Here is a 20,499-nt window from a genome sequence, read left to right as displayed (position 1 = left end):
CTTAAAATTTATCAAATTACTATGGAAGTTACTTTTTATGGACACGCGTGTATAGGGATAAAAATAGGTGAAATACACTTGCTTGTCGATCCTTTTATTTCAGAAAACCCTTTGGCAAGTGATATAGATGTCAATCAAATAAAAGCTGATTATATCCTTGTTACTACTGCAGGGCAAGATCATACTTGGGATGTAGAGAGAATTGCCAAACGCACCAAAGCCCAAATCATCTCTAATTTTGAGATCGCTAGATACTTTTTCAACCTCGGTATCGAAAATAGCCACCCTATGGATTTAGGGGGTACTTTCAATTTCCCTTTTGGTTCAGTGAAAATGGTCTCAGCTCTACACTCTTCTACTTTCGAGAATGGTAGTGATGGGGGATCTGCTTGCGGATTCGTAATCAAAACTGCCGATAAGACCATTTATATTGCAGGAAGTACCGCTTTGCACTTTGATATGCAACTTATCCCAGTGCGTTACAAGTTAGATTTAGCTGTATTGCCTATAGGTGGTAACTTCACTATGGACGTAGAAGATGCTATTATGGCTTCCGATTTCGTGAAGTGTAACAAAGTATTAGGATGCCACTACAACACTATGCAGCACATCAAAATAGATAAAGATGCCGCTGTACGCAGTTTCAAAGCCAAAGGCAAAGAACTCATACTTTTAGGCGTAGGACAAATTGTAGTAGTCTAATTTAGTTAGTACGAACCCTAAAAACGCCAAAGGTCATAGCATAACACTATGACCTTTGACGTTTTTATTACTTCTTGGCTCTTATTTAATATAAGTAAATTCCTTGCTTCCTACTACTGTGCCATTGCGCTTTATTATGGCTTTTAGTGGATATTCGTTTTTAAAATACTCATAAGCAGTTTCTTCTTCGTAATCTTGTCCTGAAACATGTGAGTATTTCACTGTTTTTTTAGTGATATTATTGCGGTTGTATCCTTCTTGTAAGAAAAACTCTGGGTGGGTCATTCTGTGTGAAAACTGCAAGTAACGAGGGTTAGTTTTGTTGTCGTAAGTATAGCTAATAGTTACTGTTTGGCCATTTTCGGTGTGGGTGTGTTCTTTCACTGTTTCGTTGTAGTTGATTATATATTTATCGGTAGTAATAACCGTAGGTGAGCTAATTGAACCTCCCGTTTGGGTGTATACTGATGTTTTGACATTCAGTTCGTTGCTGCCCATCCAAATGTATTCCTTCTCTGTGTGAACAGTGGTGTTGGTAGTTGTTTTTACCTCTGAAGTATATTTAGAAAGCGTATTGCGATTGTAGTACTCGTATTCTTCTACCGTTGGAAAGTTTTCTCTGCCTACTTCTGTTGTTGTCTTTTTCATTATACTACCTCTATCAACGTATTGGTCGTATGTGGTAGTGCTTACAGTTGTTCCTCCTACTTTGTAGAGTGTTGTTCTAGGGAAACTGCCGTCGTACGAAGTTTCGTATGCGAGCTGTTGGGTGCTAATAAAAGGGGCAGAAATCGTGATGTTCTGATTTTCTAGTAAGCCTAACCCGCGATATTTGAACTCATAATCGGTAGTTATAGTTCCTGTGCCTCCTATAGGTAAGATTTCTTCGTGAATCTTGTTAGCAAAATAGATAGGATCTATATCCTGCTCGTAGTAATCTTTATTGTTACAAGCGGCTAACAGTCCTACAACTGAAAGTGATAAAATAACTCGTCTCATTGTATGATATTAATTTAATTGATTTCGGGAAGATTATGTTATTAAAGCCGCAAAAATCTTGCCATATTCACATTATTTATTACTTTTGCAAATTAGTAATTCGTAACTTAGCTATGAAACATCGTTTGCCTATACTTCTCTCTCTTCTTATTGCTCTTACTCTTTGGCAATGTGCTCGCCGTGGTTCACCTACTGGTGGACCCAAAGATATTACCCCTCCTATGCTTTTGCAATCCGTACCTAAATCGGAAACAGTAGAATTCAAAGGAAAGAAAATACGCTTGCAGTTTGATGAGTTTGTGGTAACTAAAGATGTTCGCAAGCAGCTCATTATTTCACCTCCTATGAAAACTTTTCCAATCATTTCGCCTACTTCGGCTTCTAAATGGTTGGAAATTAATATTGTGGATACGCTAAAACCTAATACCACCTACGTGCTGAACTTCGGTAATAGCATTCAGGATTACAACGAGGGCAACCCGATATCCGATTTCAAATACGTATTTTCTACTGGTAGCACCCTCGATTCACTGTGGTATGAAGGCGACATCGCCGATGCAATCGCTCCTAAACCCGATAATTTCGTAACGGTGATGCTCTATCCTTACAACGAGCAGTATAACGACTCATTGGTGTACAAAACGCAACCTACTTATGTAACCAATACCCTTGATAGCCTCGATAGTTTTGTGCTGGAATACCTCAAAGAGGGCAAATACAAACTCATTGCCCTCAAAGAAAAAAGTCCTAATTATATCTTCAATCCTAAGGACGACAAAATTGCTTTTATGGACGAACCTATTACCGTTGCCGATTTGAAAGGCAATCCGCAAGGTTTTTACCCTAAATTACGCTTGTTCAAAGAAGTACCTCCTTACAAGGCGCATCGCCCTACACAAGTTGCTGGCAACCGCGTGCAATTTGGCTTTGAAGGCAAAACCGATAGCGTGAAAATCAAACCTATCTCTCACGTAACCCCCGATTTTAAATACATCATCTCCAAAGATCCTAAGAAAGATACACTCAACTTTTGGTATACGCCTAAACAAAAAGATTCTTTGGTATTTACAATTGCCAAACAACAGAAAATCGATACGTTTAAAGTGCGTTTAAAGGAGATGAAAAACGACAGTTTGCAGGTAGAAAACCTCTTTTCGGGCGACTTGCCTATGCACAAGGATTTTGGCTTCAAGAGCAATATTCCTATCGTAAAAACCGACCCTTCTAAACTGAAAGTCTTCGCTGGCAAAGACTCTACAGCGGTGGCAGTTCCGTTCAAAACGCGTTTAGACCCTAATAATTTGGAGTTCTATCTCTCATTCGATAAAAAGAATGACGAGACTTACCGCATTGAAGCCCTTCCTAATGCCCTCACCGATTTTTTCGGGCATACGAACGATACCCTAAAAGTAACCCTGCGCACTAAAAAGCTCGAAGAGGTAGCTATCTTAAAAATGCATCTCAACGTTGCCGAAAACACTCTGCAATATCCACTTATACTGCAACTTACCAATGAGAAGGCAACGGAAGTGCTCCGCGAAATTTATATCGAAAAACCTCTAACCGAATATCTGTTCGAGAATGTAACCCCTGGTAAATTCCGCTTGCGGCTCATTGAAGATAAGAACAAAAATCGCCAATGGGATACCGGCAGTTTCTTAGAACATCGGCAACCCGAGCGAGTGTGGTATCTGCCTAAAGAAATAGAGCTCCGCGCCAATTGGGAAGTTGAAGAAACTTGGCAAATCACTAACCCCTGACAAACTACGTACGGGCGAATTGCAATTCGCCCCTACCAATGATATATAAAATGAAAAAACGCCTTTTCCTCCTCGATGCTTATGCCCTTATTTTCAGGGGTTACTACGCTTTTATCAAGAATCCGCGTATCAATTCCAAAGGATTGAACACTTCGGCGATTCTTGGCTTTATGAACTCCCTTTTCGAGGTGATTAAAAAAGAAAAACCCGACCACCTTGCGGTCGCTTTCGACAAGGGGGGGAGCGTAGCACGCACTGAACTCTTTGCCGACTATAAAGCCAATCGCGAGGAAACTCCCGAAGCGATTCGTTTGGCTATCCCCTATATCCACGAAATACTCAAGGCTTTGCACATCCCTATCATCGAAAAAGAGGGCTACGAAGCCGATGATATCATCGGGACGCTCTCCAAACAAGCCGAAGCCCAAAATTACCAAGTGTATATGGTAACCCCCGATAAAGACTATGCGCAGCTGGTGAGCGACAATATCTTTATGTACCGACCTGCGCGCTCGGGCAATGATATCGAAATTTGGGGCGTGAAAGAGGTACAAGAGAAATTTGAAGTGCAAAACCCTTTGCAGGTGATTGATTTCCTCGGTATGATGGGTGATGCCGTCGATAATATCCCCGGGCTGCCTGGGGTAGGCGAGAAGACCGCCAAAAAGCTACTCGCCGATTTTGGCTCTATGGAAAACCTCCTCGCTAATACTGATAAACTAAAAGGCAAACTCCGCGAGAATATAGAAAATAACAAGGAAAAAGGCATACTCTCCAAACAATTGGCAACCATTATGCTCGATGTGCCGGTAACTTTCGATGAAGCCGATTTTGCAATGTCTCAACCTGATTTTGAAGCGGTGGGCAAGATTTTCGATGAGTTAGAATTCCGTCAGTTGCTACAAAATTTCCTAAAAACTTACCAACCAGAAGCTGTGATGCAAACTCCTCCTAAGGCTGTTTCAGGGCAGTTGGATTTATTCTCGCAAGGCGACCTCTTTGCGCAACCGCAATTGGTGAGCGATAAGAAAAACAGCAGCAATACGCCTCATTTCTACCAATTAGCCGATACCCCAATGGCACAACAACTCTTGTTGCAAAGCCTATTGCAGCAAACTGAAGTGTGTTTTGATACCGAAACTACTAATGTGAACGCTCTCGAAGCCGAATTAGTGGGGATTTCCTTCTGCTGGGCTGCTCATAAAGGGCATTATTTGCCATTTCCTAAGGAAAAAGAAGCAGCTACTAAGCTCATAGAGCAATTCCGTCCGTTTTTTGAGAATGAACAGATAGCCAAAGTAGGTCAGAATTTGAAATACGACCTCAAAGTGTTGCAAAACTATGCTATTGAGGTACAAGGCGCACTCTTCGATACGATGATAGCTCATTATTTGCTAAATCCTGATATGCGCCACAATATGGACATCCTCAGTGAAACCTATCTAAATTATACGCCTATTGCTATCGAGAGCCTTATTGGCAAAGGGAAAACCCAACGCTCTATGCGCGCTGTACCTATCGATGAGGTAAAGGAATACGCTGTGGAAGATGCCGATGTTACTTGGCAACTTAAAAATGTGTTTCAAAGCCAAATGCCCCAAGTAAATGCTCAAAAAATCTATACTGATTTAGAAGCACCTCTCATCAAAGTATTGGCTGCTATGGAACGCGAAGGGGTAAACCTTGATGTGCCTTATCTCAAAGAATACTCTAAAACCTTAGATGCCGATATTGCTCAGCTTGAAACAGCTATAGCCCAGCAGGCAGGCGAGACTTTCAATTTGGCATCACCTAAACAACTCGGCGACATTCTCTTTGAAAAACTGAAGATTGACAGCAAACCTAAAAAGACGAAAACCGGTCAGTATGCTACTTCTGAAGAGGTTTTAGCACCTTTTGCAGCCAAACACAAAATCGTAGCCGATATATTGGAATGGCGACAAGTGCAGAAACTCAAATCTACTTATGTAGATGCCCTGCCTTTAGAGGTGAATAAAAATACAGGTCGCGTGCATACTACCTATATGCAAACGGTAGCCGCTACAGGTCGACTCAGTAGCAACAATCCTAATTTGCAGAATATCCCTATCCGCACCCCTCGTGGGCAGCAGGTGCGCAAGGCGTTCATCGCTCGTAATCCCGACTATGTGCTCCTCTCTGCCGACTATTCGCAAATCGAACTCCGCATCATCGCTGCCCTCAGCGAAGAACACAATATGATTGAGTCTTTCTTGCACGGCGAAGATATTCACCGCGCCACAGCAGCCAAGGTGTTTAATGTTCCTTTGGAAGAGGTAACTCGCGAGCAACGTAGCCACGCCAAAACCGTGAATTTTGGGATTATCTATGGCGTATCGGCATTTGGACTATCCGCACAAACCGACCTCTCTCGCTCCGAAAGCAAAGAACTGATAGATACCTATTACGCTACCTATCCTAACTTGCGCAACTATATCAATAAACAAATAGAGTTTGCCCGCGAGCACGGCTATGTAGAAACCATTTTAGGCAGACGTCGTTACCTACCTGATATTCATTCGCATAACCAAGTAGTGCGTGGAGGCGCCGAGCGCAATGCCGTGAACGCCCCTATACAAGGCTCAGCCGCCGATATTATCAAAATTGCAATGATACGCATACACAACCAATTGCAAGCCCAAAAACTCCAAACTCGTATGCTCCTCCAAGTACACGATGAGTTAGTGTTTGATGTCCCTAAAACCGAATTAGAAATCGTAAAACCCCTCGTCAAAGAAGCGATGGAAAACGCCTTTACCCTTGCCGTTCCCCTCGTCGCCGATTTAGGCGTAGGTGACAATTGGCTCGACGCGCATTAATTGTGTCGCCACCGGCGACACAATTTTAAAAACATTAAAAATATGTCCAAAAAGAATCAATCAAACCGATTAACTACCCAGCATACAGTATCAAAAGGAGTTGTAACTATATTTGGAGAAAAAGCTAAACTCCACGATATAGCAGTAAGTCAGATTTCTCAACTTGTAATGACACAGCTTCAAAAGGATTTTCCGTTACTCTCTTTTCGATATAGAACAAGTGTAAAAAAAGAAGAAATAAACGAGGCTTTAAGAAAAATAGATATGGCTTTAGGGCAAACGCTCTTTGTGCCCAATGCAAGTATCATTCCCGATGGTGGGTTGATAGAAGTAAAAGATGATAAAGAAAATTGGAGAATTATCTTAGTATCAGAAGCTAAACATCAGGGTAAAGATATAGAAAATATTAAAGCAGGAAAATTAGTAGGTATAAAAAGTAATCAGGATTTAATGGTAGGTGGAAATGCGATAGAGAGAGCTCACAAAAATATAGCTGAAATGGCTAATTTGATGTTATCGGAGTCTCATTTTCCTTATGTACTATTCTTAGAAGGTTCTAATTTTTTAACTGAAACTATTGAAGTAATGCGCCCTGACGGACGAATGGTAACTCTTGATTACAATTCAGGTATACTCAACAGATTAGATAAACTCACAGCAGCTAATTACGGAATGCCTATCAATACCAATCTTTGTGAAAATAAATTTGTAACACATAACGATAAAACGATTATGTTACAAGCTGCGTCTATCTATACACGTGGAAATGGCGAAAAGTGGGATGCTCAAACAATGTTTGATGTGATGTTTGAAATCTCTAAGACTTCTCTAAAAGTATTAGGGAGTGAATTGTTTAATCAATTAACTCAAAAGTAAAATGGCACGAAAAGCGACAAACAACTTGCTACAAAAGGCTAAAAAATCTAAAAATGACGAGTTTTACACCCAACTTTCAGATATTGAAAAAGAGTTGCAGTATTATAAAAGTCATTTTGAGAATAAAATAGTCTATTGCAATTGTGATGATCCACATACAAGTAACTTTTTTAAGTATTTTGTTTCAAATTTTAAAGAGTTAAGGCTTAAAAAAGTAATAGCAGCTTGTTATGCTGAAAACGGTTTTTTTGCTGAATATGCAGGAGAAAAAATAGCTGTTTCTTACTTTAAAGGAGATGGTGATTTTCGCAGTGCCGAAAGTATTGCATTGCTCAAACAATCGGATATAGTGGTAACAAATCCTCCTTTTTCGTTGTTTCGTGAATATGTAGCACAATTGGTGGAATATCAAAAACAATTTCTAATCATAGGCAATATTAATGCGATTACTTATAAAGAAATTTTTAAACTGATACAAGAAAATAAGGCTTGGTTAGGTATTCATTTAGGTAGAGGTATTTCTGGATTTATTGTCCCTCAACATTATGAACTTTATGGAACAGAAGCTCGAATAGACGCTTCAGGTAATAGAATTGTATCCCCTAACAATTGTTTATGGCTTACTAATTTAGATAATTTCAAACGTCACGAGGATATAGTGCTCACTAAAAACTATTTTGGTAATGAAAACAATTATCCTCAATACGATAATTACAATGGTATTCATATCGATAAAACTGAAAATATACCATCAGATTACACGGGCTATATGGGAGTGCCAATAACCTTCCTACACAAATTCAATCCTAATCAGTTTGAGATTGTGAAATTTAGAAAAGGAGATAATGAAAAGGACTTGTCAATAAATGGTAAATACCCTTATTTTAGAATATTAGTAAGGAATAAACGTTATTCCCTTGTTAATTGTTAATTCTCAATTGTTAATTTATGTACAAAACCCTTCCTAAAAAACGCTATCAAAAAACCTTGAGTATTCTCAAGCGATATGTCCCTCAGGGCAGTACAATCCTTGATGTAGGGGTGGAAAATCCTTTTTCAACTATTATGAAAGAGGAAGGTTATACGGTGCTTAATACTACCGGTCAGGATTTAGATTTCGAGGCAAATACCCTTCAGAATTTTCAAGCCGATTTCACTACCGCTTTAGAGATTTTAGAACACTTGGTAAACCCTTTGGCAGTATTGCAAAATATCCCTACAGATAAAATATTGATTACAGTGCCTTTGCGACTTTGGTTTGCCAAAGCCTACCGCAATACTGCCGACCCCCGCGATTGTCATTATCACGAGTTTGAAGATTGGCAATTAGATATGCTGGTAGAAAAAGCAGGATTTCGGATTGTATATAGAGAAAAATGGACGCACCCTGTGAAGAAGTTGGGCTTGCGTCCGCTGTTGCGGTATTTTACTAATAGATATTATGCCGTAGTAGCCGAGAGAATTAACAAATAGAAAATTAGCAGATTAGCAAAATTATAAAATGACGAAAAAAACCTCAATAGTAAGTATTATCCCGCTACTCATATTCGTAGCTATATTTTTGGGCAGTGGTATTTATTTTGATAATTTCTATTCATTGCCAGCGCCTATTATTGCGCTTTTTGCAGTGGTAGTAGCTTTGCTTATCTACCGCGCACCTCTCAACCAGAAGATAGCCCTTTTCTTCAGAGGGGCAGGCAATAGCAATGTGTTGCAGATGTGTGTGATAGCCCTTTTGGCAGGTGCTTTTGCTTCGGTAGCCAAAGCCTCTGGCAGCATTGATAGCATAGTGAATATGGGTATGTACTACATTTCACCCGAATACTTCCCCGTGGGTATTTTTGTAATTGCCTCTTTCCTCTCGTTTGCAACAGGAACCTCGGTAGGTACCATTATGACCCTTTCGCCTATTGTCTTCAATTTAGCTCTCGAAAGTCATTCTGATACCGCTCTTATAGGGGCTGCTTTGCTTTGTGGTGCGATGTTTGGCGACAACTTGTCCCTCATTTCCGATACTACTATCGCCGCCACCCAGTCGTTAGGCTGCAAGATGAGCGATAAGATGAAAACCAATGCCAAAATAGCTTTGCCTGTTGCGCTGTTATCGGCAGTGATTCTTTTCTTTATTGGCAACCCTGGAGCAACAACCTTTACTCATAACGAAGCCTATCACACCTTCAATCCCTTGCTTATTTTGCCTTATGTAGCAGTAGTGGTCATTTCGCTTTTTGGAGTAAATGTGTTTGTGTCACTGTTCTTGGGAGTTGTGTTTTCAGGCGTTATGGGACTTGTGTATGGTAAGTTCTCTTTCTTAGACCTCACTCAGCACACTTATAAAGGCTTTATGGATATGGCTGATATCTTCTTCCTCTACTTTATCATTGGCGGATTAGCTTTTTTAGTAGAGCGTTTTGGTGGTATTCAGTTCCTGATGAACCTCGTTGCCAAACGCATCAAGAGTGGAGCTTCAGCCTTGCTGGGAATGGGCTTTTTAGTAACTGTTGCCGATGTGTGCGTAGCGAATAATACGGTGGCAATTCTCATCGTTTCTAAAATAAGTAAGCGCATAGCCGAGCAATTCCAAATACCCCTCCGCAATGCGGCTTCAGTATTAGATATTTTCTCGTGTTATGCGCAAGGTCTCATTCCTTATGGAGCACAAGTAATCGCCCTATACCAATTTGCCCATACGATGGACTATTTATCTTTGGTAGGGTACTCAGTCTATCTCCACCTATTACTTATTGCTACTTTAGTGTATATAAAAGTAAGAGGTAAAGTTTAACCCAAAATCCACATTAAAACAAAATATTTTTGCAGATTGCCCCCTTCGTAGAATGGGGGCTTTTTGGGTTATTACTCTATAATGCTGTTAAAGAAAGTGTCTCTTCAGGGGCTTTCCATTGAGGTTTTTGTACCGCCTCAATATGTGAGGTGTCGTAACCTGCAAACGCTTTAAGGTAGTGTTGCAAGGTAACGCCATTGCCATCGGCAAAGTTGTATCCTCCTTGATGTTTGAAGAATTTCTTCACAGAACTCTCACCAGCCAAGTGGGCTGCTGCTAATATCCCCGATTCAGTAATGTGAATGCCGTTGATAGTTTTGCCTACATATTTTTTAATTTCTTTGCGCAAAAACCATTTAGTGCGCTGTAAGCTCAACACGAACACTTGTTCTTGTTGTTCAGGAGAGTTCAAAAATTGTTGGGTATCAGTTACGCCATAGAAGCGAAGGGCGCGTTTCCCAAATTGATATTTCCCCATATAGCCAAAACGGTTTACAATAGTGTAGTTACCGCGCGATTCGCGAAAGGCTAAGGCTTCTTTAAATCCAATAAATGTTTTTCCTGTGTGGAGAGTAAAAGAAGTGGGAAGTAGTTCGCTATTCGCAGTTGCTTCTGCTGGCATAGCGGTAGCCATTTGAGGTACATCAACTACAAAAGTGTATGGAATTGTGATTACTTTTGTCTCTTCATCTTTGATCGTAAAGCCTAAGAAAGCAAAGATCATTACTGCGAAAAAATACCTCTTTTTAACTAATTTCATAAATTTTATTTTCTTTAAGACTTACGGCTTTTCTATAAGAGAAAATGCTTGCTTAAAATTATTTCGGCGGCAAAAGTACAAAAATTATGCCAACTGGCAAAATTAGTTCTTGGTATTCCATCGTTAGTGATTGATTTTGATGCAAATAAATTGATTATTTTTCTTTGCTGTTTTGAGTAATTCCGCTTGTTTTTTACCATAATTAGAAGTTTTTTCTATTAAATTTTTATTTGAGTTTATTAAAGGAGGGTGGTAAATTTACTATTTTACTAATTTGCTAATTTATTAATTATACCTATCTTTGCACTTTGGTAATATTTGTGTGAAGATGTTTGCCAATGTTGAATTATTAAACAAATTAAGAAATCGACAAATTAACTATATGAGACCCATTGAACGAGCGGCAAAACTCTTTGCCGATATCAACGAACTGCTGATCTCTAGCGGTGCTAATACCCGAAGGGTAGAACGCAATGTAGAACGCTTCTCTAATGCTCTAAATTACCATTGCGAAAATTTCTATTCACACGCTGCTACTGTGCTTACTGTTCAAGATAAGGCTACAGGTGAAAAGGAAACTATCGTGCGAGTTATTCCGCATCACGGGGTGAACTTCAGTGCTATTTCCGATATTAGTATCCTCTCGTGGGAGGCTATCGAAGAAAAACTCTCTATAGAGGAAATTGAAGAGGAAGTCGCTGCTATCAAGGCACGTCCGCATTACAATATGTATGTAATGTGGTTTTTCGTAGCTGTTGCTGGCGGTTCGCTAGCCTATGTGTTTGGCGGTAAAGATGCTAGTTATGCCGAGTTTGGTATGTCGTTTTTGGCTACTTTCATAGGATTAGCTGGCCGACGCATTTTGCAATTGCGGAAGTTCAATGTTTATATTTGTTGGGCTTGGGCAGCTTTTGTATCGGTGTCTGTAATGAGCATCTTCCGTTTGCTTGGTGTAGAGCACTATCACAATGCCTTAGCCGCTTGTGTGCTGTGGTTGGTACCAGGGGTGCCTCTTATCAATGGTTTTATTGATATGCTTTCAGGCTGTATTGTAGCAGGGGTAGCCAAGCTCACTCACTCAGCTATTTTGGTGTTTATGATTTCATTAGGTTTTTATTTAGCTTTACTATTATTTGGTTATGAACTTCTATGATGTATTTTTAGGATTAGCCGAGCGCATCTTTTGGTCGATGTGGATTTCTATCGGTTTTGCTTTATTGTTCAATACTCCCCGTCGTGCCTTGTGGATTACCGGATTGCTCGGTGGTTTAGGTTGGGGTATTAAGTTTGTACTTTTAGGCACGCTTATGCCCGATCAAATTGTGATTACCTCCTTTTTAGGTGCTTGTACCGTAGGGCTTTTAGCAGTGTATTTTGCTCACCGCGTGCACACGCCGCCTATCGTATTCACAATTCCTGCCGTTATCAATATGATTCCTGGGAAGTTTGGCTATGAGTTTATGATGAATATCATCAAAATAGTAACTGTACAAACACCTCAAGAAGAGACTTTAGACCTGCTGTTCCACACCATCAAACTCGGTTTGCAAACTGGTTTCATCACAATGTGTTTAGCTTTTGGGGTAATTGCTCCTATGCTTTTATTCAATACCTATTCAGTAAAAGGTAAAGATTTAAACGAAGTTATCAAACACCGCTTATTGCGCCGAGAATCACAAAGCGATTTGCCTAAAGAAGAAGTGGAAAATGAACCTGTGTAATACCAATTGATAAATGGCAAATTGAGAGTGTGTTACGAACTTTTATAAAGTGTATCACAATCTTATAATTGTCAATTGTCAATTATAAATTGTTAATTGAATAAATATGCCCGAATTTTCACCTATTGATTTTGAGAGTCTGATTAAAGATTGGATTAAAGGACTCTTCAATTATCTCCCTACAATGTTAGGGGCTATAGCTCTCTACTTTATAGGGCGATATATTATCCGTTTTATTGTAAAACTCATCAAAAAATTGATGGAACGCCGTGAGGTAGACCTCGCTTTGCAAAATTTTCTATTGCAGGTAGTACGATGGATTCTATATATCGCACTTTTCCTCACTATAATACAAGTTATAGGCTTGCCTGCAACACAGTTTATCGCTATTATTACCAGTGGTTTTGTAGCTGTAGGTTTAGCTTTGCAAGGTTCGTTGTCTAACTTTGCCAGCGGTATAATGATAATCATTTTCAAACCTTTCCGCGTAGGCGATGTAATCGAAGGTAATGGCGAAAAAGGAACCGTGAAAAATATTGGTCTCTTTGCTACAACCCTCAACAAAGCCAATAATGAGCAGGCAATCATCCCTAACACCCAGCTGTTTAGTAATAGTATTATCAACTACAGCAAGGAGGAAAAACGTCGCGTATATGTACTTGTAGGTATAGGCTATAGTTCTAATATTCAGAAAGCCCGAGAAGTACTATTGCAAATCGCTAATGAAGAAACTAAAGCTCTCTCCGATCCCGTTCCTGTGGTTTATGTAGAGGAGTTAGCCGATAGTTCCGTAAACCTCTCTTTGCGCTATTGGTGCCTTAATACCGACTATTGGGAATGCTATTTCCGAACCGTAGAAACCATCAAAAATCGATTTGATGCCGCCAATATAGAAATCCCATTCCCTCAAGTGCAAGTGCATGGTGTCGGTCAATCCTAAAAAAATGGTTTTTTATAACTTATACCATTGTTAATCATCTATTGTTAATTGAAAATTATGAACTTTACCACAGCACGTGAGCACCTCAAAAATGTGCTCCTTCCCACACCTCTTATGTATAGTCCTATCTTCAGTGAAGAATCAGGCAACAACATCTACATCAAGCCCGAAAATCTCCAAAAAACAGGAGCTTTCAAAATTCGTGGCGCTTATAACAAAATGCTCAAACTCACCGAAGCCGAAAAACAACGCGGAGTGATTGCTTCTTCGGCGGGTAATCACGCCCAAGGGGTTGCTTATGCAGCCCGCGAGTTGGGTATCAAAGCAGTGATTGTAATGCCTAAAACTACCCCTCTTATCAAAGTGCAATCTACTAAAAAATATGGCGCTGAGGTGGTGCTCTACGGCGATGTGTACGACGATGCTTACCAGAAAGCCAAAGAGTTAGAAGAAAAAGAAGGTTATGTGTTTGTCCATCCTTTCAACGACCCCGATGTGCTTGAAGGACAAGGTACTATTGCCCTCGAAATCCTCGAACAACTGCCTCAAACCGATGTGATAGTCGTGCCTATAGGTGGTGGCGGACTTATCTCGGGTATTGCCTGCGCTGCTAAACAAATCAAACCCGATATAAAAATTGTAGGGGTAGAGCCCTCAGGAGCTGCGTCGGCTACCGAAGCACTTAAGAAAAACAAAATCGTTACCCTGCCAGAAGCCAATACCATCGCCGATGGTACTGCAGTAAAACGAATAGGAGAACTCAATTTCGAGTATATCAAAAAATATGTAGACGAGGTTGTAACTGTAGACGACTACGAACTTACCGAGGCTTTTTTGCTACTAGCTGAAAAACATAAAATTATAGCCGAAAACTCAGGAGTATTACCTTTGGCTGCCCTTAAAAAACTTACCGACCGCAATAAGAATATCGTGCCTGTAGTCAGTGGTGGCAATATCGATGTGCTAATGATTTCCTCAATGATAAGCAAAGGATTGGTGAGTCGTGATCGTATTTTCAACTTCTCAGTAAGCATCCCCGACCGCCCTGGCGAACTTGCTAAAATTACCCATATCATTGCCGAAGTAGGTGCAAATATTGTAAAACTCGCTCACAATCAGTTTAAAAACCTTTCTCGTTTCCGCGATAAGGAGGTGCTCATCACTGTCGAAACCAATGGCACCGACCATATCCAGCAGTTAGTACAAGCTTTTGAGAAAAGAGGTTACTCTATCAAATAATTAGATAAAAATAAATAAACTTTCCTTAAAAAAACGTTAAAAATATACTAAAATATTGTTGTTGTGTAACATTGTAAAATATTTTTGCTAACTTTGCCGTCTTAAATTCGTTAATTATACCTCAATGTTATCACAAATGTATAGACATTTACAATCGTTATTAGTATTATTATGTACACTTTCTCTTTCCTTTGGAAAGATCAACGCCCAAGCTTGCGACGAGAATATACGCAAAGCTTTGGAACAAACCCGTATTACAACTTTCTCTAATGTAACTCAAGGAGAAATCGGCGAGTTTGTGATTCGCTATCCACTAGCGGGCACTAAATATACTTTTAGAGATCAAGCAGGAAATGCCTATGATTATACCTATACGGGAACACCTGTGCAAATCTCTGTAGCTATTGCTGTAGGTGTTGTTAATTCAGAACGCAAATTCTCTTTTACTGCCCAAAAAGGCTCTTGTTCTTATACTAGTGGCTTTGATTATACTATTACTCCTCAAACTGCTGCTGCTCTATCTGTGAGAGTAGAACAAGAATGGTGTGAACGAGGTGGTGGTATCTTCTTTAAACTCATAGGAAACTCTGTCAACGAAAATGACTATACTTTCCACTATAAAAAAAGTTCACAAGCTAATTACGACTATACCAAACAACTTTCCTCTTCATCGGGTATAGAAGCTATTGTAGCAGGTTCTTACGACCTTATTGCAAAACATAAAACTAATCCCTCTAAAAACATAGAACAAAAAAATATACTAGTAAAGTCTACAGTAGAGAATGTAGAGTACAATGTATTATATGTGCCAGCAGTTTGTCCTGGTACCAATGGTGATGTGAAGGTGAATATAACCAAAGGGAAATATCCTTTGTTCTTCACCCTTCTTAAACAAGATGATACCCCTTATAGCCAAGCTACAACTCGACAAACCTCTAATGTCTTCACAAATGTGCCCGTAGGACAATATAAAGTAAAAGTAGAGGACTTCTGCGCTATTGGTGGAGGTAATGCTCCTCAACCTCAATCTGCTTCCGTTAAAAACTTCAATTTCAACCTTAAAAAAATATACTCAGCCGAAGGTTGGGAATACAGCTGTGATTATGTAACTTTTAGTGGAATATGGCTAGAAGGAGATAACCTTCACGAAGTGTTGGAAGGCGATGCCCTGCCTTATCCTTTCAATATACAATTGATTTTTGAATCGCCTACTCATCGCACTTATACTAAAACAATTACCATTTCTGATCGAAGAGAACTTGAACAGAAATTTAGTTATGTGTATCAAAATAATGAGGTAAAATATTTAAACCTAAAAAATGCTATACGAGAAGGCTATCCTATAGAGTATGGCAATTGGAAAGCAAAAGCTATACTTACATCAGCTTGTGGCTCTATGACTCTTACCGAAAAACAAGTCTCTGTAGCCAATCCATTTAATGAAGTAAGTGTAATGACAGAGGAGAAAGGAGCGGCTTGCAAATCAATAGCTATAGTAAGAAATCCTATTTATTCGCGCACTTCGTCTTCTGATACTAATATTCCTGTCTATTTTGTTTTAGAAAGCTATCCCTCTAGCTTCAATCCTGAAGCAGCAGGCTTCTATAAGATAACGACTACAAATCCTTCTCTGATAAATAAATATGTGAAGAGAATTGATTATAACGGACCTAATTTAGTAGATCCTGAACTTTTAAATGCAGGTGATAAATTCAAGTTTAAAGCAGTATACGACAGCTGTAACCGCGAAAAGACTTTCCCCGAAATTATCATCCCTGCCAATACCCCTGTGCCTTCAGTAATATACCTCCACCCTGTAGGTGGTTGCAAAGGCGTAAGCGCTACAGGAACCGATTATGCTACTTTGGTGATTGAACAACGTTCTGGTAGCCCTATCAATCAAATAGTTATTAGAAGTACTAATGCTGATATTTCTAAGCTGCCTGCAGGAATGACTCTGCCTTATACCCTTAAAGATAGCGAGCATATCACCAATAACTATTGGATGGTAAAAGATTTACCTCAAGGTGAATATGTGATAGAACACACCAATGCTTGTGGCGCAACTGCAAGTCAGAGGTATGACCTTATTGGAGATACCTATAATATTAGCTGGGTAGAAAATTGTACCCCTAAACTAAGCTTTACATATACATCTGCTCAAACTAAAAATTACACCTCTTACTTTATTCAACGCTATGATGAACCTACTCAACGATGGGTGTTAGCTCAAAATCTTTATGTAAGATATGGCGCTAATGAATTTACAATCGACGGAAATACCCAAGGAAAATTCCGCTTGGTACGCAGTGTAAACGCATCCTCTCAATATATGGGTACTGCGCAAAGTTATGATTGCCAGCAAGTAATATCAGAAAAAGAATATAAAGGTACCCTAAAAGATCCTAAAGTTTTTGGATTAGGATGCCCCTCTACTAGTGTACACCACGTGTTGGTCGTTCCACAAGGGGGAACGCCTCCTTATACCTATAAATTAGTGTCAAAAGATATAGCAGGTCAAACCCCTCAAATATTAAACAAATCAGGAGAAGACGATAACTTCTTCTTAAATGTTGACGCTTCTAACCTTACCGCTCGTTACGTGTTCCAAGTAACTGATGCTTGCGGCGAAGCTAAAACTGTAGACTATCGCGTCTCCAACTTCTTACCCCCTACTTTGACCGCTGAACAAGAATACTATTGTACAGGACAAAGTGCACGCCTTTCTATCCCCAAAATGGGAAATAACGTGAGAATTGATTGGTACCGCTCTGATAACCCTACTACACCAATTGCTACTAATACCAATACTCTTTATATACCATCGCTAACTGAAGATGACTTTATCCATACCTATAGCGTGAAACTTACAGGTAACCATAGTGCCGATGTGAACGCTTGTGTGGCTGCAGCTGTAATACAAGCCTACCAATTTAAACGTAAATTGGTTTCTGCCCCTGCAATTACTATGCCTGCTAATACCCCGGTAACTAAGTGTGTAAGTGCTGATGAAACATTTGATTTGAACACTTTGTTCAACATTCCTCCTGCTTTAACAACTTATTTAACCAATAACCCTTCGGTGAAACCTAAATTAACAGATGAAGCAGCAATTCTTAGTATCCCTGCCAATGGTAAAGTAAACCTAAACTCTATAGAATTTATTTCCAAAACACATACTATCGTATATAGCTTGGATAGCGCTTGTGGACAAAAAATATTGGAAGTTAAAAATACTATTACAGTAGAAACTCAAATCAATATATCTACTGGTAGTTCTGTAAATCTTTGTAGTGCTAATCCTACTTATGATGAAGTAGCTCAATACATAAAAGATAATAACAACTCTGTAAGAAATTCGTTAGTCTCTTTTGATTGGTACTCTACTTTATCTGATGCTAATGCTAAAACAAACAAACAGGTAGGAACAGCTTCTATAGGAAGTATCAGTGAAACTACGCCTATAACATTGTACCTAAGATATTCAAAAGTAGGTTTTTGTGATAGTGCTGTGATGACTATTCAAGTGAAAAAGATTGCCACAGCAGCTCCTGCCACAAAGAGCTTAGGTGCGGTATGCGCCCTTACAGTAGGAGAACTTAAAAAACTTATAGACCCTACTGATTATGCTAATGTAGTGGTGTATCTGAACAACAATGCTTTGGTAGATAATTACTATCTAGGTAGTGATACTAATGTCTTTTATACAAAGAAAGTAGGCTCTTGCGAAACAGCTAAAGCTAAGGTGAACTTTATATTACAACCTATTAGTCAAGCCGCCCCTCAAACTCTTTCTCTTTGTGCAACTACCAATCAAAATGGAAGCTTGGTAGTTACCAATGAAAGTGTAAAAACAGCCTTAAAAACTCTTTACCCTACAACAGAAACTAATGGGGTGAAACTTTATCAAAAAGAAAGTTCTAGAGAAAAATATAACGAGTATACAGAAACTCTTATACCTATTAATCAAGTCCTTTACTTTACTATAAAAGAAACAAACAAATGTGCCTCTTCTTATTATAGAGTCCTTCTATCTGCTTCTTCAAGCCAAACTACAGCTACTTCAGTTACAGCAGCACTATGTGCTGACGCTACAGTAGCCGACTTGAGAACTGCTATAGGAAGTGCCCATCAAATAAAGATTTATAAAGAAGAAACCCTCCAAACCGATGCAATGTCTATCGATTGGGATAAGGCTGATAAATATACTTATACTATCGACCAAATAGGCGCTTGTGAGAGCTTGAAAGGATTTATCACCCTTACTAAATCTAACAATACAACCCCTATCATCCCTAAAACAGTGAACTTATGTGGAGGAATAGCACAGACAATTGCTACTATAAAAACTCAAATAGGAGACCCTTCAGCTAAAATATATGTCAAAAGTGGTAATCACTACAACGAACAAGCTGATGCTGTAGTGATAAATCCTGCTTTAACTTATTATTATACAGTGCAAAATGCTGGTAAGTGTGTTAGTGATAAAGCTATCGTAAGTATAGTAACAGCGCAAACTACTGCTCAACCTGCAGGCCCTAATATCACTACTGGATGTGTAAAAACTGTAGGAGAGCTCAAAGCTAATATCCGAACTCAAGAACCAGCTCGCAGTAGCGAAATCTTAACAATCTATGCAGGATTGTCAGAAGCTAATAAAGGCACAGCCTTAGCTGATAATACTACCCTTATTCAAACTACTTATGCTTATTCCTATACTGAGGGAACTAAGTGCGAGTCTGCCTTACGTCACATTACTATCAACCGAGTGGCTACCCCTACGGTTACCCAAACAACTCAGTCTTTCTGTACCAATGCTACTATTGCTAACTTGCAACCTCAAGGCGCTAATATAGTATGGTATGCTACTGATACAGCTGTTACTCCTTTGGCTGCCACTACTCCTTTAGTAGCTGGTAACACTTATTATGTAGCTCAGAAAAGTAGTAATTGCGAGAGCGCTCGTATAGCAGTGAATGTTGTTTATAGCAATACCATAAGCCTTTCTGTACCTGCTCCTTTAACAATCGCTTGTAATGATACTAATGCAAATACAACTGTAGCCAATTGGCTCAACCAAGCTACTGTTACCGATACTTGTGGCACAGCTACCCTTACTCACAATTATACTGCTGTGAAACCAACGAACTGGTGCAACACATCAGTAGTAACAGTAACCTTTGTAGGAAAAGACCCTCAAGGAAATACAGTAACTAAAACAAGTGTCATCAAAGTAAATAGTACGCCAATTGTTGCTAAAGCCGATACTTATACGGTAACCAATGGTACTAGCACGACTACTACCACAGGAACGGTATTCGATAATGATAAAATCGGCACTAAAACGCCAACTACTACCGATGTGATCCTTACGGTAGTAACCACCACCACCGATGTAGTAGGGGCGACTAAAACACCTACATTAAACAACGATGGTACTGTTACTGTACCTTCGGGTACTAAATCGGGTACTTACGAGATAGTGTATAGCATCTGTGAGCGTTTGAACCCTAATAACTGCGCAACAGCTACCGCCACTGTAAAAGTAGGCAGTACACCAATAGTTGCGAAAGAGGATACTTATACAATAACCAATGGTACTAGTACCACTACTACCACTGGAACGGTATTAGATAACGACAAACTCGGCACTAAAACGCCAACAACTACCGATGTGATCCTTACGGTAGTAACCTCTACTACCGATGTAGTAGGTGCAACAAGTACCCCTACATTGAATAACAATGGTACTATCACAGTACCTTCAGGAACTAAATCAGGAACATATCAAATAGTGTATAGCATCTGTGAGCGTTTGAACCCTGATAACTGCGCAACAGCTACCGCCACTGTAAAAGTAGGCAGTACACCAATAGTTGC

Annotated in this window: 14 protein-coding genes; 12 read left to right on the top strand and 2 right to left on the bottom strand. The window is 39.5% G+C overall.

Annotated features, from left to right (window positions below):
• Positions 1 to 21: 21 nt before the first annotated feature.
• Positions 22 to 702 carry a metal-dependent hydrolase gene (locus Q0162_RS03795; protein WP_297889347.1) on the top strand — a complete coding sequence of 227 codons (681 nt, stop codon included), beginning with the start codon at positions 22 to 24 and terminating at the stop codon, positions 700 to 702.
• 81 nt (positions 703 to 783) lie between these two features.
• On the opposite strand, the gene Q0162_RS03790 is transcribed toward Q0162_RS03795, so the two are convergent.
• Entirely contained in the window at positions 784 to 1,701 is a 918-nt protein-coding gene (locus Q0162_RS03790; RefSeq protein ID WP_297889345.1) for a hypothetical protein, read from the bottom strand.
• Between the two features lie 113 nt (positions 1,702 to 1,814).
• Between Q0162_RS03790 and Q0162_RS03785 the strand changes: the two genes are divergently transcribed.
• From Q0162_RS03785 to Q0162_RS03760, 6 genes are read left to right on the top strand one after another with little or no spacing between them, the layout of a single operon-like run.
• On the top strand, positions 1,815 to 3,461 hold the full coding sequence (locus tag Q0162_RS03785; RefSeq protein ID WP_297889342.1) for an Ig-like domain-containing protein: 1,647 nt from the start codon (positions 1,815 to 1,817) through the stop codon (positions 3,459 to 3,461).
• Between the two features lie 50 nt (positions 3,462 to 3,511).
• Positions 3,512 to 6,298: a DNA polymerase I gene (gene polA / locus Q0162_RS03780; protein ID WP_297889340.1), complete on the top strand. Its 2,787-nt coding sequence runs from the start codon at positions 3,512 to 3,514 to the stop codon at positions 6,296 to 6,298.
• A 42-nt stretch (positions 6,299 to 6,340) separates the two neighbouring features.
• Entirely contained in the window at positions 6,341 to 7,174 is an 834-nt protein-coding gene (locus tag Q0162_RS03775; RefSeq protein WP_297889337.1) for an EcoRI family type II restriction endonuclease, read from the top strand.
• 1 nt (position 7,175) lies between these two features.
• Positions 7,176 to 8,105 carry an adenine-specific methyltransferase EcoRI family protein gene (locus tag Q0162_RS03770; protein WP_297889335.1) on the top strand — a complete coding sequence of 310 codons (930 nt, stop codon included), beginning with the start codon at positions 7,176 to 7,178 and terminating at the stop codon, positions 8,103 to 8,105.
• Positions 8,106 to 8,122: 17 nt separating this feature from the next.
• A complete protein-coding gene (locus Q0162_RS03765; protein WP_297889333.1) occupies positions 8,123 to 8,647 on the top strand; it encodes a methyltransferase in 525 nt (174 codons plus the stop codon).
• Positions 8,648 to 8,675: 28 nt separating this feature from the next.
• Complete coding sequence (locus Q0162_RS03760) at positions 8,676 to 9,959, top strand: Na+/H+ antiporter NhaC family protein (RefSeq protein WP_297889330.1); 1,284 nt, start codon at positions 8,676 to 8,678, stop codon at positions 9,957 to 9,959.
• A 76-nt stretch (positions 9,960 to 10,035) separates the two neighbouring features.
• On the opposite strand, the gene Q0162_RS03755 is transcribed toward Q0162_RS03760, so the two are convergent.
• A complete protein-coding gene (locus Q0162_RS03755) occupies positions 10,036 to 10,719 on the bottom strand; it encodes a peptidoglycan-binding protein LysM (RefSeq protein WP_297889326.1) in 684 nt (227 codons plus the stop codon).
• Positions 10,720 to 11,101: 382 nt separating this feature from the next.
• Between Q0162_RS03755 and Q0162_RS03750 the strand changes: the two genes are divergently transcribed.
• The 5 genes from Q0162_RS03750 to Q0162_RS03730 all read left to right on the top strand — a co-directional run.
• Positions 11,102 to 11,872 carry a threonine/serine exporter ThrE family protein gene (locus Q0162_RS03750; protein ID WP_297889323.1) on the top strand — a complete coding sequence of 257 codons (771 nt, stop codon included), beginning with the start codon at positions 11,102 to 11,104 and terminating at the stop codon, positions 11,870 to 11,872.
• Entirely contained in the window at positions 11,859 to 12,440 is a 582-nt protein-coding gene (locus Q0162_RS03745) for a threonine/serine exporter family protein (protein WP_297889321.1), read from the top strand. Before Q0162_RS03750 ends, Q0162_RS03745 begins: the two co-directional genes overlap by 14 nt.
• A gap of 106 nt (positions 12,441 to 12,546) precedes the next feature.
• Positions 12,547 to 13,380 carry a mechanosensitive ion channel domain-containing protein gene (locus tag Q0162_RS03740; RefSeq protein ID WP_297889319.1) on the top strand — a complete coding sequence of 278 codons (834 nt, stop codon included), beginning with the start codon at positions 12,547 to 12,549 and terminating at the stop codon, positions 13,378 to 13,380.
• A gap of 57 nt (positions 13,381 to 13,437) precedes the next feature.
• Complete coding sequence (gene ilvA / locus Q0162_RS03735) at positions 13,438 to 14,619, top strand: threonine ammonia-lyase (protein ID WP_297889295.1); 1,182 nt, start codon at positions 13,438 to 13,440, stop codon at positions 14,617 to 14,619.
• A gap of 136 nt (positions 14,620 to 14,755) precedes the next feature.
• On the top strand, positions 14,756 to 20,499 hold a 5,744-nt coding region (locus Q0162_RS03730), incomplete at its 3' end, for a hypothetical protein (protein ID WP_297889293.1).

The sequence above is a fragment of the uncultured Capnocytophaga sp. genome (assembly GCF_937936315.1).
Classification (GTDB): Bacteria; Bacteroidota; Bacteroidia; order Flavobacteriales; family Flavobacteriaceae; genus Capnocytophaga.
This window is presented reverse-complemented; position numbering and strand designations above follow the sequence as displayed.